Origin of the sequence: Acinetobacter sp. UC24323 (genome assembly GCF_024151445.1) — a bacterium.
Classification (GTDB): Bacteria; Pseudomonadota; Gammaproteobacteria; order Pseudomonadales; family Moraxellaceae; genus Acinetobacter; species Acinetobacter baumannii.
This window is the reverse complement of record NZ_JAHIBY010000002.1, coordinates 403695-428470: the sequence shown is the minus strand read 5'-3', so window position 1 is coordinate 428470 and position 24776 is coordinate 403695. Positions and strand designations below refer to the sequence as shown.

General features: G+C 38.7%; 29 protein-coding genes and 1 tRNA gene. 21 read left to right on the top strand and 9 right to left on the bottom strand.

Annotation, left to right across the window (positions count from 1 at the left end; genetic code table 11):
• Positions 1-7: 7 nt before the first annotated feature.
• From cysW to KNQ97_RS04710, 4 genes are all read right to left on the bottom strand, one after another.
• Positions 8-892, bottom strand: a complete 885-nt coding sequence (gene cysW / locus KNQ97_RS04725) for a sulfate ABC transporter permease subunit CysW (protein ID WP_001048807.1) — start codon at positions 890-892, stop codon at positions 8-10.
• The gene (gene cysT / locus KNQ97_RS04720) at positions 889-1722 is read right to left on the bottom strand and encodes a sulfate ABC transporter permease subunit CysT (protein WP_000083115.1); all 834 of its coding nucleotides are present in this window, start codon (positions 1720-1722) and stop codon (positions 889-891) included. The genes cysW and cysT overlap by 4 nt, the downstream gene beginning before the upstream one ends.
• Positions 1723-1802: 80 nt before the next feature.
• Positions 1803-2411: an alpha/beta hydrolase gene (locus KNQ97_RS04715; protein WP_000149921.1), complete on the bottom strand. Its 609-nt coding sequence runs from the start codon at positions 2409-2411 to the stop codon at positions 1803-1805.
• Between the two features lie 30 nt (positions 2412-2441).
• Positions 2442-3449 (bottom strand): sulfate ABC transporter substrate-binding protein, encoded by a 1008-nt coding sequence (locus KNQ97_RS04710; RefSeq protein WP_001212600.1) that lies wholly within the window; start codon positions 3447-3449, stop codon positions 2442-2444.
• Positions 3450-3712: 263 nt separating this feature from the next.
• Here KNQ97_RS04710 and pabC point away from each other — a divergent pair, with 263 nt between their 5' ends.
• The 4 genes from pabC to KNQ97_RS04690 all read left to right on the top strand — a co-directional run bounded on the left by pabC (position 3713) and on the right by KNQ97_RS04690 (position 6758).
• On the top strand, positions 3713-4525 hold the full coding sequence (gene pabC, locus KNQ97_RS04705; RefSeq protein WP_000263429.1) for an aminodeoxychorismate lyase: 813 nt from the start codon (positions 3713-3715) through the stop codon (positions 4523-4525).
• A gap of 1 nt (position 4526) precedes the next feature.
• Positions 4527-5597, top strand: coding sequence for an endolytic transglycosylase MltG (mltG, locus tag KNQ97_RS04700; RefSeq protein ID WP_253611931.1), 1071 nt, complete (start codon positions 4527-4529; stop codon positions 5595-5597).
• Between the two features lie 9 nt (positions 5598-5606).
• Positions 5607-6206, top strand: coding sequence for a dTMP kinase (gene tmk, locus KNQ97_RS04695; protein ID WP_031961087.1), 600 nt, complete (start codon positions 5607-5609; stop codon positions 6204-6206).
• 135 nt (positions 6207-6341) lie between these two features.
• Positions 6342-6758, top strand: a complete 417-nt coding sequence (locus KNQ97_RS04690) for a PaaI family thioesterase (protein ID WP_000842540.1) — start codon at positions 6342-6344, stop codon at positions 6756-6758.
• Positions 6759-6813: 55 nt separating this feature from the next.
• On the opposite strand, the gene nadB is transcribed toward KNQ97_RS04690, so the two are convergent.
• Complete coding sequence (gene nadB / locus KNQ97_RS04685) at positions 6814-8457, bottom strand: L-aspartate oxidase (RefSeq protein WP_253611930.1); 1644 nt, start codon at positions 8455-8457, stop codon at positions 6814-6816.
• Positions 8458-8687: 230 nt separating this feature from the next.
• On the opposite strand from nadB, the gene KNQ97_RS04680 reads away from it, so the two are divergent.
• The 13 genes from KNQ97_RS04680 to KNQ97_RS04620 all read left to right on the top strand — a co-directional run bounded on the left by KNQ97_RS04680 (position 8688) and on the right by KNQ97_RS04620 (position 19581).
• Positions 8688-10064 (top strand): Do family serine endopeptidase, encoded by a 1377-nt coding sequence (locus KNQ97_RS04680; protein WP_000842416.1) that lies wholly within the window; start codon positions 8688-8690, stop codon positions 10062-10064.
• A 120-nt stretch (positions 10065-10184) separates the two neighbouring features.
• Positions 10185-10640: a thioesterase family protein gene (locus KNQ97_RS04675; RefSeq protein ID WP_000094835.1), complete on the top strand. Its 456-nt coding sequence runs from the start codon at positions 10185-10187 to the stop codon at positions 10638-10640.
• A 13-nt stretch (positions 10641-10653) separates the two neighbouring features.
• Positions 10654-11202, top strand: a complete 549-nt coding sequence (locus KNQ97_RS04670) for a GNAT family N-acetyltransferase (RefSeq protein ID WP_000440273.1) — start codon at positions 10654-10656, stop codon at positions 11200-11202.
• A 183-nt stretch (positions 11203-11385) separates the two neighbouring features.
• The gene (gene lepA / locus KNQ97_RS04665; RefSeq protein ID WP_002069183.1) at positions 11386-13203 is read left to right on the top strand and encodes a translation elongation factor 4; all 1818 of its coding nucleotides are present in this window, start codon (positions 11386-11388) and stop codon (positions 13201-13203) included.
• Positions 13204-13273: 70 nt separating this feature from the next.
• The gene (gene lepB, locus KNQ97_RS04660; RefSeq protein WP_000344900.1) at positions 13274-14101 is read left to right on the top strand and encodes a signal peptidase I; all 828 of its coding nucleotides are present in this window, start codon (positions 13274-13276) and stop codon (positions 14099-14101) included.
• Between the two features lie 23 nt (positions 14102-14124).
• The gene (locus KNQ97_RS04655) at positions 14125-14499 is read left to right on the top strand and encodes a DUF4845 domain-containing protein (protein WP_001224039.1); all 375 of its coding nucleotides are present in this window, start codon (positions 14125-14127) and stop codon (positions 14497-14499) included.
• On the top strand, positions 14471-15163 hold the full coding sequence (rnc, locus tag KNQ97_RS04650; protein ID WP_000160699.1) for a ribonuclease III: 693 nt from the start codon (positions 14471-14473) through the stop codon (positions 15161-15163). The genes KNQ97_RS04655 and rnc overlap by 29 nt, the downstream gene beginning before the upstream one ends.
• Positions 15164-15174: 11 nt before the next feature.
• Complete coding sequence (gene era / locus KNQ97_RS04645; protein WP_085941302.1) at positions 15175-16197, top strand: GTPase Era; 1023 nt, start codon at positions 15175-15177, stop codon at positions 16195-16197.
• 18 nt (positions 16198-16215) lie between these two features.
• The gene (locus KNQ97_RS04640; RefSeq protein ID WP_000644486.1) at positions 16216-16416 is read left to right on the top strand and encodes an NF038104 family lipoprotein; all 201 of its coding nucleotides are present in this window, start codon (positions 16216-16218) and stop codon (positions 16414-16416) included.
• 9 nt (positions 16417-16425) lie between these two features.
• Positions 16426-17139, top strand: a complete 714-nt coding sequence (gene recO, locus KNQ97_RS04635; RefSeq protein WP_253611929.1) for a DNA repair protein RecO — start codon at positions 16426-16428, stop codon at positions 17137-17139.
• Between the two features lie 13 nt (positions 17140-17152).
• Positions 17153-17878, top strand: a complete 726-nt coding sequence (gene pdxJ, locus KNQ97_RS04630) for a pyridoxine 5'-phosphate synthase (protein WP_000729414.1) — start codon at positions 17153-17155, stop codon at positions 17876-17878.
• A 6-nt stretch (positions 17879-17884) separates the two neighbouring features.
• Complete coding sequence (locus tag KNQ97_RS04625; protein WP_000095056.1) at positions 17885-18529, top strand: tRNA-(ms[2]io[6]A)-hydroxylase; 645 nt, start codon at positions 17885-17887, stop codon at positions 18527-18529.
• Positions 18530-18822: 293 nt separating this feature from the next.
• A complete protein-coding gene (locus tag KNQ97_RS04620; protein WP_000880604.1) occupies positions 18823-19581 on the top strand; it encodes an SDR family oxidoreductase in 759 nt (252 codons plus the stop codon).
• 183 nt (positions 19582-19764) lie between these two features.
• Here KNQ97_RS04620 and KNQ97_RS04615 read toward each other — a convergent pair.
• Positions 19765-19840, bottom strand: a tRNA-Asn gene (locus KNQ97_RS04615).
• A gap of 58 nt (positions 19841-19898) precedes the next feature.
• Between KNQ97_RS04615 and KNQ97_RS04610 the strand changes: the two genes are divergently transcribed.
• Together KNQ97_RS04610 and KNQ97_RS04605 are read left to right on the top strand one after the other, a co-directional pair.
• On the top strand, positions 19899-20033 hold the full coding sequence (locus KNQ97_RS04610) for a hypothetical protein (RefSeq protein WP_086240206.1): 135 nt from the start codon (positions 19899-19901) through the stop codon (positions 20031-20033).
• Between the two features lie 41 nt (positions 20034-20074).
• A complete protein-coding gene (locus KNQ97_RS04605; protein ID WP_000855167.1) occupies positions 20075-20503 on the top strand; it encodes a hypothetical protein in 429 nt (142 codons plus the stop codon).
• Positions 20504-20517: 14 nt separating this feature from the next.
• On the opposite strand, the gene KNQ97_RS04600 is transcribed toward KNQ97_RS04605, so the two are convergent.
• Positions 20518-20955: a PaaI family thioesterase gene (locus KNQ97_RS04600; protein ID WP_000795399.1), complete on the bottom strand. Its 438-nt coding sequence runs from the start codon at positions 20953-20955 to the stop codon at positions 20518-20520.
• A gap of 185 nt (positions 20956-21140) precedes the next feature.
• Between KNQ97_RS04600 and KNQ97_RS04595 the strand changes: the two genes are divergently transcribed.
• Complete coding sequence (locus KNQ97_RS04595) at positions 21141-21551, top strand: GFA family protein (protein ID WP_001014258.1); 411 nt, start codon at positions 21141-21143, stop codon at positions 21549-21551.
• A 51-nt stretch (positions 21552-21602) separates the two neighbouring features.
• Here KNQ97_RS04595 and KNQ97_RS04590 read toward each other — a convergent pair whose 3' ends face one another.
• Positions 21603-22838: a pyridoxal phosphate-dependent aminotransferase gene (locus tag KNQ97_RS04590; RefSeq protein WP_000383200.1), complete on the bottom strand. Its 1236-nt coding sequence runs from the start codon at positions 22836-22838 to the stop codon at positions 21603-21605.
• 207 nt (positions 22839-23045) lie between these two features.
• On the opposite strand from KNQ97_RS04590, the gene KNQ97_RS04585 reads away from it, so the two are divergent.
• The gene (locus KNQ97_RS04585; RefSeq protein ID WP_000139632.1) at positions 23046-23225 is read left to right on the top strand and encodes a hypothetical protein; all 180 of its coding nucleotides are present in this window, start codon (positions 23046-23048) and stop codon (positions 23223-23225) included.
• Positions 23226-23259: 34 nt separating this feature from the next.
• On the opposite strand, the gene KNQ97_RS04580 is transcribed toward KNQ97_RS04585, so the two are convergent.
• On the bottom strand, positions 23260-24696 hold the full coding sequence (locus KNQ97_RS04580; protein ID WP_253611928.1) for a diguanylate cyclase: 1437 nt from the start codon (positions 24694-24696) through the stop codon (positions 23260-23262).
• Positions 24697-24776 lie beyond the last annotated feature (80 nt).

The following is a 24776-nucleotide window of genomic DNA, read 5'->3' as shown; positions in this document are numbered from 1 at the left end:
TCATTCCTTACGAATCAGTTGAATGCGGTTCTGGTTTGTCTTGATGTAGTTCTAACCAGGTTTTTAAAATCAGTGTTAATAGTGCCAAGAAAGCAAGTAGTGAGGACACCGCAAAAGCTGCACTAAAGGTGTACTCGTTATATAAAATTTCGACATGTAGAGGCAGGGTATTGGTCTCACCACGGATGTGGCCGGAAACTACTGATACTGCCCCAAACTCACCCATTGCACGGGCATTACACAAAATCACGCCGTAAATCAGACCCCATTTAATGTTAGGGAGTGTGACTTTCCAAAAGGTTTGCCAACCTGATGCACCGAGTACAATCGCTGCTTCCTCTTCTTCAGTTCCTTGCGCTTCCATAAGTGGAATTAACTCACGCGCCACAAATGGAACTGTAATAAAGATGGTCGCTAAAACAATGGCAGGTACGGCATATAGAATCTTGATGTCATGTTCCATGAGCCAACCGCCTAACCAGCCTTGAGCACCGAAAATCAGTACAATCATTAAACCTGCAATAACAGGTGAAACCGAAAAAGGCATATCAATAATGGTGGTTAAAATTGCTTTGCCTTTAAACTGAAATTTGGAAACAGCCCATGCAGCGGCAACACCAAATATCACATTAATCGGAACGGCAATTGCTGCGGTCAATAGTGTTAATTTCACTGCTGATAACGTATCTGGATCAATTAAAGCTTGAACATAGACTTCAAGACCTTGTTTAAATGCTTCAACAAAAACCAGAATAAGTGGCAGCATGAGGCAGCTAAGGAAAAAAATCAGTGCAATTGTAATGAGCGTATAACGTACCCAAGTTGGTTCACGTGTCGCGTCACGAGATTGCAATTTCAAGGCAAGTGCATTGCTGTCGGTATGTAGGTTCATGTGACATTTCTCCCTGTACGACGGTTTGCCCATGCTTGAAGTAAGTTAATGACAAATAAAATAATGAAAGAGAGAACCAACATCACTGCTGCAATAGTCGTTGCACCTGCATAGTCATATTCTTCGAGGCGAGAAATGATCATAAGCGGAGCAATTTCAGTTTTAAACGGCTGGTTACCTGCAATGAAAATTACAGAACCATATTCACCTACACCGCGAGCAAATGCTAAAGCAAAGCCTGTAAATAGGGCAGGGAGTAATATTGGTAAAATAATTTTGGTAATGGTCTGCCAACGATTTGCACCGAGTGCGGAAGCTGCCTCTTCAAGTTCAGTTTCAATATCGCTTAATACCGGTTGAACAGTTCGAACAATAAAAGGAATGCCGATAAACACCAAAGCTAACGTAATCCCTATGGGGGTATATGCAACCTGAATACCAAGGGGTTCTAAATATTGACCGATCCAGCCTGTAGGCGCATAGAGTGAGGTCAACGCAATGCCTGCAACCGCTGTTGGAAGTGCAAAAGGTAAGTCCACTAAGGCATCAACCAGACGCTTTCCGGGAAAGTTATAACGGACAAGGCACCAAGCTAAAAGTAGCCCAAATACAACATTAATAAACGCCGCAATTAAGGCTGAACTAAAGCTGAGTTGAAGCGATTTTAAAATACGCTCAGAGGTTAAAATTTCCCATAGTCCGTCCCATCCGATTCCAAATGATTTGATAAAGACTGCGGCTAATGGAATAAGCACAATAAAAGAAACGTAAGCGAGGGTGAAGCCCAATGATAGACCAAACCCAGGCAGCACTCGGGATCGCTGCGACATGATATTTCCTCAAAGAGAAAAGCCTGCTGAAACCAGTAAGCGAATAAATAAAGATAAACGGCGCGGTATAAAGCTAGGTATTAAGCAAATTTCAAAGAGAAATGTGTCTTTACCGGATCAATAGATGAGTGGCTACACATCGAGTCTTCAGGAAGTAGATGATTCAGTAAGTCAGGAAACGGACCAAAGCCTGAAGCAACATTAATATGACCGACTTGTCCAAGGTTAATCGGGGTTAATTGCCAAGATTTCGCAAGCTGTAAAGCATCAAAAAAGTCTAACCATGGATCATTTTCACTAATGAGTAGCGTTGCAGGCACATTAATTTTTAGCTGATGAAAATAATCTTTGTAGTCAGTCAAACTATGGCGGGCAAATCCGGCTTCACCAAAACGTGCCGGATTTGCAGGAGCAACCAAAATCAGTTTTTTAACTTGAAGTTGTAACTCTGGATGCTCTGCTAAGGCAGCAACACTAGTTAGGCAGCCGAAACTATGCGCAACAATTTGGACTGGTGTTTGTACTGCTTGAACTGTGTTAACGAATTGCTCAATCCATTCGCTTAATACGGGTCTATCCCAGTTTTTTTGCTCAACGCGAGAACTAGACACGAGTTGACGCTGCAACCAAGATTGCCAATGTTGATGTTCACTTCCACCTACACCCGGAACAATTACAGTGTGTGTCATGTCTGTTCTCCTTATCGTTAGAACAAAGAATTACTTCTCTGCACTATTGATTTTCACGATTTGATCGAAAACACCACCATTATCAAAGTGTTGCTTTTGTACTTTTGTCCAACCGCCAAACTCTTTATCAATGGTGACAAGTTTCAATGGCTTAAATACATTGCTGTATTTTTTGAGTACAGCTGCATTGCGAGGACGGTAGAAATTACGTGCTGCAATTTCTTGACCAGCAGGTGAGTACAAATAGTTGAGGTAACCTTTTGCAATAGTTAAGTTGCCTTTTTTCGCTGCATTTTTTTCAACAATTGCAACTGGCGGCTCAGCCAAAATAGATAAAGATGGCGTCACAATCTCAAACTTGCCTGGTTGTTCACGGATAGCTAAATGTGCTTCATTTTCCCAAGCCAGTAATACGTCACCAATTCCGCGTTCAGCAAATGTAGTGGTTGCACCACGGGCGCCTGAATCTAAAACTTTGGTGTGTTTATAAATTTGGCGAACAAATTCTTGTGCTTTTGCATCGTTACCACCTGCTTGATGTTTTGCCCAAGCCCATGCTGCAAGATAGTTCCAACGTGCACCACCAGAAGTTTTCGGGTTTGGCGTAATAATTTCCACGCCTGGCTTGATTAAGTCACCCCAATCTTTAATTTGTTTAGGGTTACCCTTACGAACTAAAAACACGATAGTTGATGTGTACGGAGTAGAGTTTTGCGGTAACTTTTTCTGCCAGTCTGTTGGAAGCAATTTTGCTTTTTCAGCAATTTCATCAATATCAGCAGCAAGTGCTAATGTCACAACATCTGCATTTAAGCCATCGATTACAGCGCGGGCCTGTTTACCAGATCCACCGTGTGACTGTTTAAACTCAATATCTTGACCGGTACGCTGTTTCCAGTAAGTACCGAACTGTTTGTTGAAATCTGTATATAACTCGCGAGTTGGATCGTAAGAAACGTTTAAGAATTCTTGAGCTGCAAACGATGAAACAGAAAGTAATGCAGCAATAACCCCGACTTTTAACTGAGAAAAACGCATGAGATAACCCCTCAAAAAATACGAAATGTTCAAAACATGAACGCAGAATAGCGCTAGTCTTTATTCTAAAAAAATAATAAAAAACGAATTTAATATGAAAAATATAGAAATAATAAAAATGGATAAGTTATTCTTAAATCTTGATATATAACAAGTTTCAAAAGTTTCTCTTAAATCGGTATAATTTTTTAAAATCAGTCATTTATTAATTAAATGAAAGGTGTTGTATTGTTGGGTGGTTTTAAATAAAGGATGGATTAAGCATGTGGTGTTTTAAAAATGGACAACCTGTAGAGACCATTCCTTTATTGGACCGGGCATTTCATTATGGGGATGGCTGCTTTACCACAATTCGTGTTTTTCAAAATAAGATTGAGCTTAAAGCACGGCACTGGGAACGTCTAAAACTTGCTTGCCAAAAATTATCTTTGGTTGCAGATTTTGAGTTAATCGAACAAAGTTTGCAGCATCTCCAAAATCAGAATCTCGTGCTCAACGGGACTTTAAAAATTGTGATTAGCCGTGGTGAAGGTGATCGTGGCTATAGTTTGCCAAAGCATGCGGCAGATATTTATATCTGGTTTTATCCAAAAGCATTGGAGCAGTTCCAGCCAGATTTTATACAGTGTGGTGTTTTAAATCAGACTTTAGGTTTAACCATGCCGAGTTTAGTTGGGCTTAAATCCTTAAACCGTCTTGAGCAGGTATTGCTAAAAAAAGAAGCAGATCAACAAGGCTGGGTTGAAGCTTTAGTAACTGATGTACAAGGTTATATTGTTGAAGGGGTAAGCAGTAATTGTTTTATTCGTTTAAATGATAGATGGATTACTCCGGAACTTCGCTATAATGGCGTCCACGGTGTGATGCGTGCAGAAATTTTGGCGCGTATGCAGCACTACGGAATTGCCTGTGAAGTTAGAATAATTGAGCTAGATGAAGTACCACAAATACAGAGTCTATTCTTTTGTAATGCTTTACATCCAATGCGAGTAGTTACTCAAATCAGTGAACAAATTCTAGAGTCACAGGCGTGCCTAAATTTATTTCATACTCTTAACTTGAATCAGATTCATTAATATGCCGAAGCCACCTGTGAATGCGAAAGCAAAAAATGCTAAAAAAAAGGGCAAGAAAACAGCATCTAATTTTCCAAAAAAGTTAGTGCTGATTGGCTGTTTTATCGTTTTAATTTCTATTTTTGCTATTTTATGGTCAAGTTTATTTAAAGCTTATCCTATTGAAGGGAAAAAGCAGATGCTATCGATCACATCAGGTGAGACCTATTCTGGTTTTATTGATCGTTTAGCCAAAGAAAATAAAATCCATTTCCCAATTGTACTTAAGCTTTATCAAAAGTTTATGATTCATGACAGTATGAAAGCTGGTGTATATGAGATAGAGCAGGGAATGAGCGTAAGACAAGTATTAGAGATGTTATCTGATGCTGATAATGCCCAGATGAACCGTGTTCTAGTGATTGAAGGAACAACTTTTAAGCAGCTGATTACAGCACTAAAAAACGATAAAAATGTAAAAAATACGATATTGGATTTACCAGATGACCAGCTTATGAAGGCTTTAGGTATTCCTTATCATCATCCTGAAGGTCTGTTTGCACCCAACACTTATTTCTTTGCTAAAGGTGAGACTGATAAGAAAATCCTGACCGATTTATATCATCGTCAAATGAAAGCCTTAGATGCGGCTTGGGCAAAGCGGGCGCCAAATTTACCTTATAAAGATAAGTATGAAGCTTTAATCATGGCTTCTATTGTTGAAAAAGAAACGAGCCTCGATAACGAACTTACACAAGTTTCAGGGGTTTTCGTGCGCCGTTTAAAACTCGGTATGCGTTTACAGACTGATCCAACCGTAATTTATGGTATGGGTGCAAACTATAAGGGTAACATTACTCGCGAAGACTTACGTACACCAACACCATATAATACCTATACAATTAATGGGTTACCGCCAACTCCAATTGCGCTGCCAAGCCAAAAAGCCATTGAAGCTGCGTTACATCCAGATGATTCAAATAACATCTATTTTGTAGCGACTGGTAATGGTGGACATAAATTTACGGCAGACTTGCAAGCACATAACCAAGCAGTGCAAGAGTATTTATCCGTGTTGAGATCGAAGAAATAAGGAAAAGAGATGTTTATTAGCTTTGAAGGCACGGAAGGGGTAGGAAAAACTACACTCATTCGAAAAATTCATCAGCATTTTGAAGAACAAGGTAAACAAGTTGTTTTAACTCGAGAGCCGGGTGGAACACCACTCGCAGAACAAATCCGTTCGATGCTTTTAGCAGTGAATCATGATGAAAATATGAGTCATGATACCGAACTGCTCTTAATTTATGCGGCACGAGCTCAACACTTACAACAAGTTATTTTGCCGGCATTAGAGTCTAATAAAATTGTATTAAGTGACCGTTTTACCGATGCGAGTTATGCTTATCAATGTTCCGGTCGTGGTTTAAGCCAAGACAAATTACAGCTTTTAAACCAGAACTTCGTTTCACGTATGCCAGAAGTGACTTTTTGGTTAGATGCACCGATTGAACTCGGTATGAACCGTGCACGTGAACGCGGAGCTTTAGACCGTTTTGAACAGGAAAAGTTAAGCTTCTTTACTAAGGTTCGTGAAGGATATGAAACCTTATGGAAAGCTGAGCCTGCGCGTATTAAACGTTTAGATGCTACCCAAAGTCCTGATCAGGTATTCGAACAAGCTTTGCAATATTTAGGATAAGTAGTAGTAAAAGCCACTCTCATTTCTCTGGGAGTGGTGAAAAATGACAAGAAATCTGGTTTCAAACGTCATAGAAAATATTGGGCAGTATCTTATGCTATTTTAATTACTGTTTAAAATTGAAGAATAACAAGGATGAAAAGCTCAAAAGAAGAAATTGTGGCATTTCTTGAAAAGGAATTCCCACAAAGTTTGGAACATTGCACGATTGAATCAGTCACCTCTAAAGCTGCCGTTGTTTATTATCACGTTGACCAAAGACATCAACGTCCGGGTGGTACTATATCTGGCCCGACTATGATGACTTTGGCAGACTTTGCTTTATATATTGCAATACTCGGTGAAATTGGAATTATTGGTTTAGCTGTAACCACCAATTTTAATATTAATTTCCTGAGAAAACCCGCAGGTGATCAAGACTTACGCAGTGAATGTAAGCTCATGAAAGTAGGAAAGAGCTTAGTCGTAGGTGAGGTCTGGATTTATTCAGTAGGGCAAGAGGAACCCGTGGCACATGTGACCGCGACTTACTCAATTCCACCTAGACCATAAATCTTAAGTAATAAAAAAGCACGGCATGAACCGTGCTTTTTTATAAAGAAACTATTTATACACTGGTATTCACCAAAGGTTGCTCTACTGCAAAGTTTGGAGGCGTCAGAACCGTTTTACGAATCTCGCTCGAAGTTTCCGGATAATCAAGTGTATAATGTAAGCCACGTGATTCTTTACGGTGCATGGCACAGCGAACAATCATTTCGGAAACAAGTACAAGATTACGCAGTTCAATCAGGTTCTTGCTGACACGATAATCTTGATAATATTCATTAATTTCGCGTTTTAACATTTCAATACGGTGTAACGCACGTTCTAAACGTTTTGTGGTTCTTACAATACCAACGTAGTTCCACATGGTCGAACGTAACTCATCCCAGTTTTGTAAAATCACGACATCTTCATCTGGATTGGTTACTTGAGAATCGTCCCAAGTGGGTACTTCCGGTAATTTGAAGTTTTTATCAAACTTACTTTCGATATCTTTTGCTGCACTCATGCCATAAACGAAGCATTCAAGTAATGAGTTACTCGCCATACGGTTTGCACCATGTAAACCCGTATAAGAGGTTTCACCAATTGCATATAGACCTTCAATATCAGTCTGGCTATTTGAGTCAACCACAACACCACCACAGGTATAGTGTGCAGCCGGCACCACCGGAATCATATCTTTAGTGATGTCGATACCTAGCTCAAGCAATCGTGCATAAAGTGTAGGGAAGTGCTCTTTAATAAACTCAGGTGATTTGTGTGTAATGTCTAACCACACATGGCGAATACCGAGACGCTTGATTTCATGGTCAATGGTACGTGCCACAATATCGCGAGGAGCTAACTCTGCACGATCGTCAAAACGTAGCATAAAACGTTCGCCATCTGGTAAACGTAAGTAAGCACCTTCACCACGCATGGCTTCAGTAATTAAGAAAGAACGTGCTTGCGGGTGGTAAAGGCAGGTTGGATGGAACTGGTTAAATTCCATATTGGCAACACGGCAACCTGCACGGTATGCCATCGCAATACCGTCACCAGTAGCAATATCCGGATTAGATGTATAAAGGTAAGCTTTCATTGCGCCGCCGCAAGCAAGTGCGGTAAATGGGGCAAGGAAGGTATGAACTTTTTCAGTACTTTCATCTAGTGCATACAAACCAATAGCACGATTTGCCTGCTCTGTATGACCTAACTTATGCGACGTGATTAAATCAATCGCAATATAGTTTTCAAAAATAGTGATGTTTTTACGTTCTTTGGCGCGTTCAACCAAAGTGGTTGAAATAGCTTTGCCAGTTGCATCAGCAGAATGAATAATACGGCGCTGCGAATGGCCACCCTCACGAGTCAAATGAAGCTGTTCATCTTCATCTAAGGTAAACTGCACACCTTGCTTTAAAAGGAAATCAACAGAAGGGCGACCGCCTTCTACAGTATGCTGGACTGCATCCATTTCACATAAATGAGCACCTGCAATCATAGTGTCATTAATGTGTTGTTGAATAGAGTCAGTTTCATCAAGCACTGCAGCAACACCACCTTGTGCATAGAAGGTACTTGCTTCAGTTAAAGCAGCCTTAGCTAAAACTGCAATATTAAAATGACTTGGTAACGATAAAGCCAGACTTAAACCAGCACCGCCACTGCCCACAATAATCACGTCAAAGTGGTGAATTGTCTGTTGATTAGGCATGTCCATTCGCATCAATTTAAAACGTCCGCTAATGACACCCCTTTTTACCTAAAAAGGCAAGAGCTTAAGCGCTCTAAGTCACAGAAAAATTGCAATTAGCTTAAAAAATTGCAATGTGTAAAATAAACTTGATGAGGATGCCTTACAAATAAACATATTGTTACGCACAATTCCAAAGCATTGTGATACAAAAGTTTTATTCTTATTCTCGTAGACCAATTGTGGGTGAGCACCGAATGAAATCTCGCTATTTACAACAAGGAATGTATGCAGCGGTATTTACAGTTGCTGCTGTTCAAGCAAATGCTGCTGTTGATTTTTCAAACCTCGTTGAACAAGTTAGTCCGGCTGTGGTGAGTGTAAACGTTGTAAAAAAAATGACTCAGGATGAACTGTTACAACAGCAAGTTCCTGAAATTTTAAAACGTTTCTTTGGTAATCAGGTCATCATTCCACAGCAACAAGGTCCTCAAGAGAAAACTGCATATGGTAGCGCGTTCTTTATTAGTAAAGACGGTTATTTACTTACGAACCACCATGTAATTGAAAATGCTTCCCGCATCAGTATTACTTTAAATGACCGTCGTGAAATTGATGCAACAGTGGTCGGTAGTGATGAGCGGACAGACGTTGCATTATTAAAGGTAAATGGAACTAACTATCCTGCTTTACGCGTAGGAAATGTTGACCGTTTACGTGTAGGAGAGCCGGTTTTAGCAATTGGTTCACCATTTGGTTTTGATTATTCAGCGTCAGCAGGTATTGTCAGCGCTAAATCACGTAACATGAGCGGTGAAACCTCTGTACCATTTATTCAAACTGATGTGGCGTTGAACCCTGGTAACTCAGGCGGTCCATTGTTTAACCAAAATGGTGAAGTTGTCGGGGTGAACTCACGTATCTTTAGTGGTACGGGGGGGTATATGGGCTTATCTTTCTCTATTCCAATTGATGTTGCGATGGATGTAGCTGAACAGCTTAAAACGAAAGGGAAAGTGACTCGTTCATACCTAGGCGTTATGATGCAAGATATTGACCGTAACCTTGCAGATGCCTATAAATTGCCTAAACCGGAAGGTGCTCTGATTACTCAGGTTTCTCCAAATTCACCTGCTCAAAAAGCAGGGCTTAGAGCTGGCGATGTTATTCTAAAATTAAATGGTGCTTCTGTACTGCGTACTAGTGATTTGCTTTATGCATTAAATAAAGTACAACCAAACCAAACTGTTCAGTTTGAAGTTTTACGTGATGATAAAACCCGAAATATCTCGGCAACACTGGCAACTGCACCAGATGAAACACCTGCTACCGGTAATCAAGCCTCTGCTTCTAAAGGTCCAGTATTGGGAATGAGTATTCGTGATCTCGCTGTGCCAGAGAAAAATGCTTTAGGTATAAAAGGTGGTATTTATGTACAAGATGTCCGCCGTGGTGGATTAGCATCATTGTCAAATATCATTCCTGGCGATGTGATTATTCAGGTTAATAATACTCAAATTCTAAATAGTCAGGATTTTGCAAAAGTTGTTTCGAATTTGCCGAAAAATACAGTTGCGCGAGTTGGGATTATTCGTCAAGGACAACGAGCAATGCTTGGTTTACGTATTCAGTAAAATATTATAAAAATGAACCACCCTGAAAATGGGTGGTTTTTTATTATTTGTATTCGGCATAATGTTCGATCTAGCTAATTAAATTTTAGCTTTGAATTTAATGATTAAAGTGGGTGTTTTGTGAGCAGTATTTTCGATTTACATATTCAGGTTCAGCCACAGCATATTGATGCTTTAGGGCATGTTAACAATGTAATGTATGTCCAGTGGATGCAAGACGTCGCTGCTGCTCATGTGGAAACATTAGGGGTAGGAGTAACCAAATATCTAGAGCTAAAACATGCAATGGTTGCGGTTGAACACCATGTGCAATACCGTAAAGCTGCGTTTGAAGGGGAAGAAATTGTGCTGCGGACATGGCTAGATGATATTAATGCTCTGTATTCATTTCGTCAGTATGCCTTTTTCCGTCCTTCTGATCAGGCAATTTTGTTCGTCGGAAATACCAAATGGGCATGTATTGAAATTGCTTCAGGTCGACCTAAACGTATGTCGCCGACTTTTACACAGGCTTATAAACCTCTTGATTCAAGTATAAATCCTTTAGATTTCACTGTTTCATATAGTAGTAATTAAGAGAGGTCGGAATTTGGAGCGTTTATTTTCGATTGAAACCGATAGACTAATTTTAAATGAACTTAAAGAAGATGATCTAAAGTTCATTTTTGAATTATTTTCAAATTCCATAGTACTTGAATTCTATGATTTAAAAGCTTTTACTTCCTTAGAGGAAGCAGAAGCTTTGATTGAAAAAATGCATAAGAAATGGGATCAGCAGCTAGGTTTTAGGCATGCAATTCGTCATAAACATGATGGAATTATATTTGGCACATGCGGTGTAAACAGTATTAAGCAAATTAATGATGATTTCGGTGTAGTCATTGGTTATGAGCTTCATCCTGATGCATGGGGTGTGGGTTATATGCAAGAAGCACTTATAGGATTAATTCAGTATCTGAAGCAAGAGCAATTGTTTAGGAAAAAAATAAAATATATTTGGGCTGAAATATTTGAAAAGAACGTGAGGTCACAACAAGTTGCAAACAGACTTGGATTTGAATTAATTGGAACAACAGTCAACCATACTGTTAATACATTAGGGGGTGATTTACTCAAATTTGAGTTGAAGCTGTATTAATTTAACTTTTCTCAGACGAACAATAGCTGATTATATAGAGAACTTTAAAAGCTTTTTTTAAAAGAAATAATTTATATCTTTTTCATTTCTGCAATCTGCTATAATCTCTCGCAATTTGTTAAACCGCTTTGGCTATGTATTAAAACAAGCTACATAGCACTTTATATTTTCTCAAGGTAGCCCATGGCGCAAGCTAAAAAATCCGTTGATATCAAAAATATCCGAAATTTCTCGATTATCGCTCATATTGATCATGGTAAGTCTACTTTGGCTGACCGTTTTATTCAGATGTGTGGTGGCCTGCAAGATCGTGAGATGCAAGCTCAGGTCTTGGACTCAATGGAGCTCGAGCGTGAACGTGGGATTACCATTAAAGCTGCTTCGGTGACGTTGTACTATACTCATCCAAACGGGCAGGAATATCAGCTTAACTTTATTGATACTCCGGGACACGTTGATTTCTCTTATGAAGTATCTCGTTCATTAGCTGCTTGTGAAGGTGCGTTATTGGTTGTTGATGCTGCACAAGGTGTAGAAGCACAATCAGTTGCAAACTGTTATACCGCTATTGAGCAAGGTCTCGAGGTTCTTCCAATTTTAAATAAAATTGATTTACCGCAAGCAGAGCCTGAGCGCGTTATTCACGAAATTGAAGAAATTATCGGTATTGAAGCAACCAATGCACCTACATGTTCTGCAAAAACAGGCTTAGGCGTTGAAGGTGTTTTAGAAACATTAGTTGATGTTATTCCTGCTCCAACAGGTGACCGTGAGGCTCCTTTACAGGCATTAATCATTGACTCATGGTTTGATAACTATTTAGGTGTTGTCTCTTTAGTTCGTATTAAAGATGGTCGTATCCGCAAGGGCGACAAAATGTTGGTTAAATCTACTGGTCAGACTCACATTGTTACATCGGTAGGTGTATTCAACCCTAAACATACTGAAACTGGCATGCTTGAAGCTGGTGAAGTAGGCTTTGTTATCGCGGGTATTAAAGATATTTTTGGTGCGCCGGTAGGTGATACCATCACGCTTTCAACAACCCCTGAAGTAGCTTCACTTCCTGGTTTTAAAAAGGTTAAACCTCAGGTTTACGCAGGCCTTTTCCCAATTGATGCAAGCGATTTTGAACCATTCCGCGAAGCCTTACAAAAACTACAGATCAATGACTCGGCTTTATTCTTTGAACCTGAAAGTTCAGATGCGCTTGGTTTTGGTTTCCGTTGTGGTTTCTTGGGCATGTTGCACATGGAAATCGTACAAGAGCGTTTAGAGCGCGAGTATGACCTTGATTTGATCAGCTCAGCGCCAACGGTAGTGTATGAAGCTGTCACTAAAAAAGGCGATACGATCTATATTGATAGTCCATCTAAAATGCCGGATGGTTCTGTTGTTGAAGATTTGCGTGAGCCAATTGCAGAGTGTCATATTCTTGTACCGCAAGAGTACTTAGGTAACGTCATGACCCTATGTATTGAGCGCCGTGGTGTACAAAAAGACATGAAATTCTTAGGTAATCAAGTTTCAATTACTTTTGAAATTCCTATGGCTGAAGTGGTTATGGACTTCTTTGATAAGCTTAAATCATGTTCACGTGGTTTTGCTTCACTTGACTATAACTTTATTCGTTTTGAGAGTTCATCTTTAGTTAAGGTTGACGTGTTAATTAATGGTGAGAAGGTCGATGCGCTTGCAATGATTTGTCACCGTAATGATGCTCGTCATCGTGGTATTGCTTTAGTTGAGAAAATGAAAGATTTGATTCCACGTCAAATGTTCGATGTCGCAATTCAGGCTGCTATTGGTGCACAAATTATTGCTCGTTCGACCGTGAAGGCGATGCGTAAAAACGTTTTAGCAAAATGTTATGGCGGTGACGTGTCTCGTAAGAAGAAACTACTTGCGAAACAAAAAGAAGGTAAGAAACGTATGAAACAAGTGGGTAGTGTAGAAATCCCACAAGAAGCGTTCTTAGCTGTTTTGAAAGTAGAAAGATAAGAGAAAAGGCTGGGATGAACTTATCTTCTCCCAGCCGCAAGGCAAGCAGCTAAGCTGCGAGTGAGGTCCTGTGGATTTTGATTTTAATTTAATTCTTGTTCCTGTTACGCTGATTTTATTTGCAGTGTGGTTGCTAGATAAGCTTGTTTTTAAACAGCGTGCAAATAAAGGGCGAGAGAACGAAAATTTTGTTATTACATGGGCCTATGACTTTTGGCCAGTTTTAGCTGTTGTGCTTGTACTTCGCTCATTTCTTTATGAACCATTTAATATTCCATCAGACTCTATGGTTCCGACCTTAGAGACTGGCGATTTTATTTTAGTTAATAAATTTGACTATGGTGTCCGTTTACCTATCGTCAATAAAAAAGTGATTGATATCGGTGAACCGAAACGTGGTGATGTCATCGTTTTTCGTTATCCACCACAACCCACTATTAGTTATATTAAACGTGTAATTGGTTTACCTGGTGACCATATTGTTTATGATCATGGACAATTGATTATTAATGGTCAAAAAATTCCTAAAGTACCAACACAGTTTAGTCGCGAAAAAGATGCTTTAGATACACCAACTTCTATTTATCATAAAGAAACAATTGGTGATCATACTTTTACGATGCGTGAGCTTGAAGGCGTAAATGTAGCGCGTCAGGCACCATTTATCAACTATGTTGATAATGGTAAATATGCAAACCAAGACGGTTTATATTGGGAAGTAACAGTTCCGAAAGGACATTACTTTGCAATGGGGGATAACCGTGATCAAAGTGCTGACAGTCGTTTCTGGGGCTTCGTACCTGAAGAAAATTTAACAGGCCGAGCTTTCTATGTCTGGATGCATAAAGAACCTGGTTTCCACCTGCCAAGCTTTAACCGAAATGGGAAAATAGATTAAAAACAACCATTAGGAAAACAAAAATGCGTAAGGCACAACAGGGTACTTCGTATTTAGCAATTTTATTTGGGGTGGTCATATTTGCAATTGCGGTGAAAGCCGTACTTGCAGTTTGGCCAGCATATTGGGATGATCGTGTGATTAATAATCAGATTACAGAGCTTATGCAACAAAGCTCGGCTGATATCACACCCCAAAAGTTTATGACACAGATGGACCAACGGCTGGAAATGAACAACATTCGTGATCTGCATTTTAAAGAGATTGCTGAAGTGTTTAACCAGCCAAGTCTAACAGTCAAAAAGAAATATGAGGTAAGAAAGCCTTTCTTACTGAATATTGATTTAGTTTTAACATTTGAGAAGAGTTTTGACAAAACATCAGTTCAAGCTAAGTGATCCTCGCTTACTCAGTCGAATCGGTTATCAATTTAAGCAGCCTGAATTGCTACAGTTGGCTTTGACTCATCGTTCGGTGAGTCATAAGTATAACTACGAACGTCTGGAATTTTTGGGCGATTCACTGTTGGGGATGATTATCGCCAATTATTTATACCATGCGTACCCTCATGAAAATGAGGGGCGACTAACGCGTATGCGCGCGACTTTAGTACGTCAGGAAGCATTAGGTAAAATTGCAACCGATTTGCAACTTAGTCGGTGTTTAATATTAAGCACAGGCGAGTTGAAATCTGGTGGTCATCATCGTGAGTCAATATTGGCTGACACAGTGGAGGCCATTATTGGTGCAATTTATCTTGATAGTAGTGATCTGAACCTACTCAAAGATATTGTGTTAAAATGGTATACGCCTTATTTAGATCATATTGAGCCAACAGATCAACTCAAGGATCCAAAATCACGTTTACAAGAGTATCTACAAGCACGTAAAAAACCTCTCCCTGTTTACGAGGTTGTAGATATTCAGGGTGATGCGCCTCATCAGCACTTTAAAGTCGAATGTTTGGTAGATGGTTTATCAAAAATTCATGGTGAGGGGTCAAGTCGTCGTTTTGCCGAGCAGGCAGCAGCGGCGGAAATTTTAAAGTTATTGGAGCAATAACCTGCATGTCGATGCATTCTGATCAAATCAATCCAGATTCAAACGAAAACCAAGATCCAAACAATCTGATTGATCAATTTTTTAGTTCCAAAGGCGTTACAATTCCTTCGGATTTTAAGAGCGGATTTGTGGCGATTGTAGGACGTCCAAATGTGGGTAAATCTACCCTCATGAACCATTTATTGGGCCAAAAACTCTCTATTACTTCACGTAAACCTCAAACGACACGCCATAAAATTATCGGTATTGATTCGCGTGAAAAAATGCAAGCGGTTTATGTCGATACTCCAGGTATGCATAAGAAAGAAGTACGTGCAATCAATAAAATGATGAACCGTGCTGCGCATTCTGCGTTACGTGACGTGAATTTAGTCTTATTTGTTATTGATGCCCAGAAGTGGACTCAAAATGACGATTTAGTGCTTGAGAAACTCAAGAATGCTGATATGCCAGTTATTTTGGTAATTAATAAAGCTGATACTTTTGGAGATAAGAGAGAGATTCTCCCTTTAATTCAAGAACGTGCCAAACTTATGAATTTTGCTGAGATTGTTCCTGTTTCTGCACTCCGTGGAGCAAACTTAGAGCACTTAAGTGAAACGATTGAAAAATATCTTCCTTATCAGCCACCTTTATATTCATTCGATCAAATTACGGACCGTTCAGAGCGCTTCTTGGCAAGTGAAATCATCCGTGAAAAAATCATGCGTCAGTTGGGCGAAGAGCTACCTTATGATTTAACAGTACAAATTGAATCTTTCAAAACGGAAGAGGCAACTGTTAATGAAAAAACCGGTCGTTTAAAACCAGCATGTACCTATATTGATGCAACTATTTTTGTGGATCGTCCTGGTCAAAAAGCGATTGTAATTGGTGAAAAAGGTGCCAAGCTTAAAACAATTGGCATGGATGCACGTAAAGACATGGAAAAAATGTTCGAACAAAAGATCATGCTTACCTTATGGGTTAAGGTCAAAGGCGGTTGGTCTGATGATGAACGTGCTTTAAAAAGTTTAGGATATAGTGATATCTAAAAAGTAGGGAATACTGGTATGAAAGCAATTACATCAATATTGATTATCGTTGGATGTACATTGATGTTGCAAGGTTGTGTATATAAGCTTGTAACCGTACCAGTAGGTATTGCTTATAAAACGACTAAAGGTGTAGTGAAGGGTACAGCTGCTGTTGTAGGGGCTGTAATTCCTGATGGTGATGATGACGATAAAAAAGAAAAAGAATCTGAGGAATAGTTTCTTTTTATGATGCGCAATGAAGTCCTACATGGATATATGATTCACCATCGTAAATACCGTGAAAAAAGCCATATTGTGCATCTCTTCACTCAAGAATATGGGCGGGTTGATGGTATTTTAAGACAGACTCCGCCTCCTCAATATCAGCCAATCCGTTTGCAAGCCACAGGCAAAAGTGAGCTCAAAAATTTTACAAAGCTGGAAATACTAAATCAGCCGGTTTTCTTTTTTGGCGATGCTTTTTTTGCAGGGTTCTATTTAAACGAAATTGTTCTTAGACTTTGCCCACTAGAAGAGGCAATGCCACAAACTTTTGAACAATACCAGTTAACGCTGCTTCAACTCCAGCAGCTATCTTCTCATGAAAATCCGGATTTATTTCTTAGACAGATCTTGAGGCAATTTGAGCATATCTTGCTTGCAGAGCTAGGCTATGCGATGGATTTTTCAATTGATAGCTCACAAAAAGAAATTTTGCCTCAACAGTTTTATCAGTTTCAAGTGACTGAAGGATTTGCCCCCGTTGTTCAGGCAAGTCGCTCATCGTTGTCAGGAAAAGCAATTTTATCCATGCTGGATTATGAGCAGGGACAGAATTTTTCTCACGAACAATTGCAATTATTAGGTAAACTATACCGTCAAATGATTACATCGCTTTTAGGTGACCGTCCCCTAAAAAGTCGACAATTGTGGATTCAAAATACTCAAACTCAATCGTAATTAGGATTTTTTTATGGCTGCATTGCTTGGTGTAAACATAGACCATGTTGCTACTTTAAGACAGGCGCGCGGTACTGCTTACCCAGACCCTGTAGAAGCTGCTCTTATTTGTGAACAAGCGGGTGCAGAGGGGATTACTTTGCATTTGCGTGAAGATCGCAGACATATTCAAGATGATGACGTGCGCCGTATGCGTCCATTATTGAAAACACGTATGAATCTTGAAATGGCCGTAACTGATGAAATGGTTGAGTTTGCGAAAGAAATTCAACCGCAACATGTGTGTTTTGTACCAGAACGACGCCAAGAAGTTACAACAGAAGGCGGTTTAGATGTAGTGGGTAACTTTGAAAAAGTTAAAGCTGCAACTCAAGCTTTAGCTGCCATTGGTTGTGATGTTTCACTCTTTATTGATGCTGATTTTGCTCAAATTGATGCAGCAATTGCTTGTGGAGCGCCTACTATTGAATTACATACTGGGGCTTATGCAGATGCAACAACAGAGCAAGAACAACAAGAAGAACTTGCTCGCATCGTAAAAGGTGTGGAATACGCAGCTTCAAAAGGTTTGGTTGTAAATGCTGGTCACGGTTTGAATCTGAAAAATATTGCTCCAATTGCGGCAATTCCACAAATTCATGAGTTAAATATTGGTCACTCAATTATTGCGGAAAGTGTTTTTGTTGGACTAGTACAGGCGGTGAAAGACATGAAAACAGCGATTCAGGCAGCAGGATAAGTAGTAATGTCGAGTATCAATTACGATGAATTAATGCAGCCTGTATTAGCATTTTTAGGATGTCAAACCCCAAAAGAATGGTTGGATGAGGCTGTTAATAATTTAGACATCTTGATGCAAGATCATGCTAACTGTGAGAAAAAGGCAGCGGGTACAGCCATGAACTTGATGTTCCGCTATAGTTTTTTTACGGACCTACAAGTTAAGCTTGCCCAGCTTGTACGTGAAGAAATGCTTCACTATGAACAAGTTCTAGAATTTATGACAAAACGTGGGCAAGAGTGGAAAGGTTTAAGTGCTGGACGCTATGCAGGTGGCTTACGAAAAGAAATCCGCACATATGAACCAGAAGCTCTAATTGATGTACTTGTGATTGGGGCTTTTGTAGAAGCACGTTCATGTGAACGCTTTTATGCGCTTGCTCCGCGTGTTGATGATGAGTTAGGGCGCTATTACCGTTACTTGCTTAAGTCAGAATCTCGTCATTTTGAAGACTATTTAGCACTAGCGCTTGACGTCGCAAAAACTGCCAAAATGAAAGATCCTGAAGAAGATATTCAACAGCGTATTGAACATATCCGTGAAGTTGAAAAGAATCTGATTTTGACTCCAGATGATACTTTCCGTTTTCATAGTGGTATCCCTGCATAAGCTTGGATACCTCAAGTTAAAAAGTTTACCTTTCACGGTAAACTTTTTTATTAAGTAGCTCTAACTTCTAAATAGTTTGAGTCGATATTTAAGGTTAAGTAAGGACCATTTTTTAGTTTTTTAATGCATATCATTATTTAATAAATATATTTTTTACAGATTTAAATTTCTCTTAAAATTTTTAAAAAAACTTTTATTTTTTTAGGCTAATAATAAATATTGTGTAAATATAAAGGCTGATATGTTCATCATGAGTTCAACTGAAACAGTTGATTATTTCTAAGGATATAAGAATGTTAGCATTAGTTACAGGCGCATCAGCAGGTTTTGGTTATAGTATTTCAAAAAAACTGATTGAGTCAGGCTATAAAGTTATTGGATGTGGAAGACGCGCAGAAAAATTAGAAGAACTACAAAAACAACTTGGCGAAAATTTCTACCCACTCGTATTTGATATGACTGATACGGCAGAAAATATAAATAATTTATTTAAAGAATTACCAAATGAATTTCAAATCGATCAAATTGACTTACTAGTGAATAATGCAGGCTTGGCATTGGGTCTAGAGCCAGCAGATAAAGCGGATTTAGATGATTGGTACACCATGATTGATACCAATGTTAAAGGTCTTGTTACGGTTACCCGATTAATTTTACCAAGTATGGTAAAGAAGAAATCAGGCTTAATCATTAATATGGGTTCAATTGCAGGTACATACCCATATCCAGGTGGTAATGTGTATGGGGCAACAAAAGCTTTTGTAGAGCAGTTTAGTTTAAATCTACGTGCAGATTTGGCTGGTACTGGCGTGCGAGTAACGAATATTGAGCCAGGGTTGTGTGGTGGTACCGAATTTTCTCTTGTACGTTTTAAGGGAGATCAGGAGAAAGCTAACAGTCTATACGATAAGAAAAATCCAATTTTGCCGGAAGATATTGCAAATACAGTAGCATGGATCGCATCACAACCACCGCATATTAATATTAACCGTATAGAAATGATGCCAACGACTCAGACTTTTAACCCTTTAAAAGTTGTAGAAGTGGAATAATGTAATTTTAAAAAGATCTAAGCCTAGAAGGTCACCTAAGTCTAGAACTGATGATTCGTTCTGGTAAATATTTGAATTATGAAAAGCAAATCCTCTACAGGCAGTAGAGGATTTTTTTTATAGGTATACTGTAATAGAGAGCAATAAAAAAGCCCGCTTTAATGCTGCGGGCTTTTTAGTATTTGGCTCTCCCACCTGGGCTCGAACCAGGGACCTGCGGATTAACAGTCCGTCGCTCTACCGACTGAGCTATGGGAGAATCTGCATGCGATTATAAGGAGATTTTGACAAGGGTCAAGTAAAAATCGTCATGTTTCATTCATTTTTGTGTTGTATGCTTTTTATTTGACCAGTTGAAAGGTAAGATCATAAATTACTTGCGCTTTGAAAATTCAATTGCTAGATTCAGAAAAGAACAAGCGTTTGGAGTAATCCAAACAGTGTGGATTTAAACCAACTTGCCAGCACTAAAATGGCTAAATCGGAGATAAGTATGAAAACACTTACTGTTGCTTCTATTTTTTCTAATTTTGATTTTTATCAACGCAATTATCTCAATATTTTAAATCAACCAGAATCTTATTACACACCTGTAGAAGATGCATGGATCGATGCTTTTCCATTTAAAAAACAAGATTTGTACTTAGGTGACTTACTACAACTCTGGTTTAGTTCAAAATGGGATGTGCATACTTCATTGAAAGTTTTAAAGTGTTCCAAGGTATTAGATCAATCTAAACCTCTCTATATTTTCCAGCTCGAAGGAGAATTATTCCTAGGTAAAAATAAAGTTTTAGCTTGGTCTACTCAGCATCATGAAGTGATAGAGCTTCAACTTAAGAATATTTGGGCACCTTATGTGGTTGCGAAAACTTGTGACCGCCCAGATATTCCTTACTTAATAAAAAAGGCAGCCGTTTAAAGCTGCCTTGGTTTTTATGGTCGAATAATCATGCAGGTTGCTGTTGCATAAGCATAAAGTTTGCCTTCTTCATCAGTAATTTTTCCTTCGGAAATACCTAAATTTTTACTTAAATTGATCACTTTACCTGTGGCAATTAAAACCTGATTCTGTGGAAGAGGGCGGCACATTTTCACATTAAGATCTATGGTTCCATAACCCACACCAGCAGGTAGCATTGTATGTACAGCACAGCCAGTCACTGAATCTAAAACAGTTGCAGCAAAACCACCATGTACACCACCTAAAGGGTTTAAATGATTGTGATCTGCTTGTGCTTTAAAGGTCACAGATCCTTCAGAAATCTCAGTAGGTTGCATCGGAATAGTTTTGCTAATACTGGCAGGTGGAATATAACCTTCAATCATGGCTTGTAAAAATTCGAGGCCTGTCATTTCCATAGGATTTTTCATTTTTTGAGTCCTTCAGTTATTAAAGTTCTAAAATAGAACTTGATGTTAAATTAGGCGTTAAATTAACTATTGTCAAGTTGGAGTGAATAGAAGGATAGGTCACTTATAGTTTATAAACTTGTAAAATTTGGTTGAGCAGAATATTTTATAACCCTAAAAATATAAACTTTTTGTGGAAAATAATAATGAACGGACAGTGTTTGTGTGGTGAAACAACTTTCGAAGTTGAGTTAAAAAATCATGATGTACATGTTTGCCATTGCTCGATGTGTCGTAGACAAACCAGTGGTGTCATTATGACAGTTGATGTAGTTAAAGGTAGTTTAAAGTTTATTCAGCAAAAGCATCTTAGTGTATTTAACTCTTCTGAATGGGGTGAAAGAGGCTTTTGTAACGCTTGTGGAACAACAATTTTTTGGAGAACAAAAGATCAAAGTTACTGCAATATCAATGTGTTTTCTTTAAATGAACCAGTAAAAGACTTGAAATTAGATATGGAAATTTTTATTGATTCAAAACCTGATTTTTATAATTTTCAGAATGATACAAAAAAACTGACTGAGGCTGAGGTGGCAGCTTTATTTAATTTAGAATAATTTTAATTATAAAAAAGGCCTCAATTTTGAGGCCTTTTTTATATTTTCAAATTATTTAGCAGCTTTTTCAGCTTCGATAGATGCAATCGCAGCATCAACACCTTCGATTGATTCAGCAGCTTTTTTGATACGTGCTAACGCATCAACAAGTACTTCGTCAGCTGTTGCATATGAAATACGCATGAAACCGCCTAAACCAAATGCATCACCAGGAACGACTGCTACGCCAGTTTCTTCAAGTAACCACTCAGAGAATTCTGTGCAAGACTTTAAGCCTTTTGCACGAATAAGAGGGCGAATGTTTGCATACGCGTAGAAAGCACCATCAGCAGGTAAGCAAGAAATCCCTTTGATGTCGTTTAAGCCATTAACCACTAAGTCATGACGACGTTTAAATGCTTCAATCATTGGTTTTAAAACATCTTGTGGGCCATTCAACGCAGCTTCAGCAGCAACTTGCGAAATTGAAGTCGGGTTAGAAGTTGATTGAGACTGGATTTTTTTCATTGCACCAATGATTTTTGCTGGGCCGGCTGCATAGCCAATACGCCAACCTGTCATTGCATATGCTTTAGAAACACCATTTAAAACAATCGTGCGGTCATATAAATCAGGTGCAACAGTTGCAATGTTGTAGAACTCATCTTCCCAACGAATTGGTTCATACATGTCGTCAGATGCAACAAATACTTGTGGATGACGACGTAAAACTTCAGCTAAAGCTTCTAATTCAGCTTTGCTATAAATCATACCTGTTGGGTTAGATGGGCTGTTTAATACCACTAAACGAGTGTTAGGAGTAATTGCTGCTTCTAATTGTTCAGGTGTAATTTTGAAACGTTGCTCTTCGCCACATTTCACGATAACAGGCGTACCTTCAGCAATAATGACCATATCTGGATAGCTTACCCAGAATGGCGCAGGGATGATCACTTCATCACCCTTGTTTAATAATGCTAGTGCCAAGTTAAAGAAGCTTTGCTTACCGCCACAAGAAACCAAAATCTGGTTAGGTTGGTAATCAAGATTATTATCACGCTTTAATTTAGCAATAATTGCTTTTTTTAACCCAGGAGTACCATCTACAGCCGTATATTTGGTGAAACCATTATTAATCGCTTCAATTGCAGCATCTTTGATGTGTTGAGGGGTATCAAAATCTGGCTCGCCAGCACCCAAACCAATCACGTTCTTGCCAGCAGCTTTAAGCTCAGCAGCTTTGTTAGTTACAGCAAGTGTAGGGGACGGTTTGATAGCATTGACACGATCAGAAAGACGTACGTCCACGGCAATATTCCTCTTATGGGATTAAAAATAAAAAGCACACTATCTTATCGCAAAAATTAAGCAATTTGCGGATGTGGGGATTTTTAGATGTAAAAAAGTTTAATTTAGGAAAGAGCTTGTTGCGGTTTTATTCAATTGAAGCTTTTTTCGAAAGAAACAAGAAAAATCCTTTATAATAAGCCGCAATCGAAATATCGAGAATGAATCATGACTGAGCAACAGCCAAAACAGAAAAAGGCTTTGGTGAAATTGCCATTTCCAATGCCGAATGAAAGTAACCAAGCAGGCGATGCTGTACACAACCAAGTACGTCCGAAACCTGAACAATATGCAGATAGAACTTGGATGCCACCACGTGGTACTCGTCGTTCTATGGGTAAGCGCTAATTTAAATAAAAAAACAGGCAATATGCCTGTTTTTTTATGGTAGAAGAATTTCTTGATAATAACTTTTTTTCTTTTGATACATATGATGATCTGCGCGTTTTAGCATATCTTCAACTTGTTCATTTTCTTTTGTTGTGGCGTGCCCAATCGCAATACTAATAGGATGACTTGAATAATATTGATTATCTATATTAAAAAGCTCCTGAATGGTTTGCAGCATCATCAAAACATTCGCTTCATCTGCACCAGGCATTAAAATTACAAATTCGTCGCCACCGATTCGAGAAGCTGTATAAGCAGTATTCATAATTGCCTGATTTAAAATATTACCTACTCGACGTAATAAACCATCACCAATATCATGGCCAAGTTGATCATTGGTTTCCTTTAAGCCGTTCATGTCTAAAAAAATTGAAGAAACAGGGCGGATAATACTGCGATTTAAACGATTAAGCTCTTCTGTAAAGAAAGCTCGGTTATAAAGTTTAGTCAGTACATCATGCTGGCCTAAATATTCTAGATAATTTTCGGCTTTCTTTCGTGCAGTAATATCTGTAAGCGCAACCTGTACCAATCCCCAAGTTTCTTCATAACCGGGGAATACGGTAAATTGCAATAAGACATTTCTAATTTGGCCATCTAACGCATAGTTAACGGCTTCACGCTTGTGGTGAATATTTCCTTGCCAGAGTTCAATTAGCTGTTCTCTAAAAGTTTCCACCATCTCTTCGGCAAAAATTTTATGGGTATTTTTTAACAGAGTGGTTTTATCTGGTGCTTTAAATAAATCGAGAGTCGACTGATTGACGTCTAAAATTAAAATGTCTTCTATGCATTGGCGAACAAATTCAGGATGTACATCTAAAAAAGTTCTAAAGTCTTCAATTCCTAATAGCCTAAGCTGATCAATTCTATTTTTAATACGGCTAAAATCTTCAACCCAAAGCGAAGTCGGAGAGTAGATAAACATTGATTCTGCTAGGCGTCGATTTTTCTCTTCCTGACGAAGCGCATTTTGATAAGGAGTAATGTCTTCGGTGGTAATTAAAATACGGTCAAACGTATTTTCAGAACCCGGTAAAATTGCTCCACGTAGTTGTACATCAATACGCTTACCAGAGAGCGTGTAATTTATAGTGGTACTCGAGAAATGAGTTTTGCCCTTCCATAACGCTTCGAGTTCATGAATATGGGCTTCAAACATTTCTTTTTTAAAAATAAGATTTAAGTTGGCACATAACTCTTCTTGGTTTTTTGCTTCAAAAAGGTCTAATACTTTTTGGTTGACCTTAATAATTTTAATTTTATGAGCACATTCAGCCACTAGATTTTCATTTTGACTTAGAAATTCATATAAGTTTTCAACCCCTTGATTTCTCCATAAGTCAAATAACTGCTTAACTTCACTAAAGTCTTCAATCCACATTGGAATTGGGGTGAGGTCAAAAATTGAAGAATCTAAAGTTTCCATGCGTTTCTTTTAAGTATTCATTTTGTCTTAAAGTATAATGAGAAAAACTAAGATTTGGGAAAATAATCGATTTAAATCTA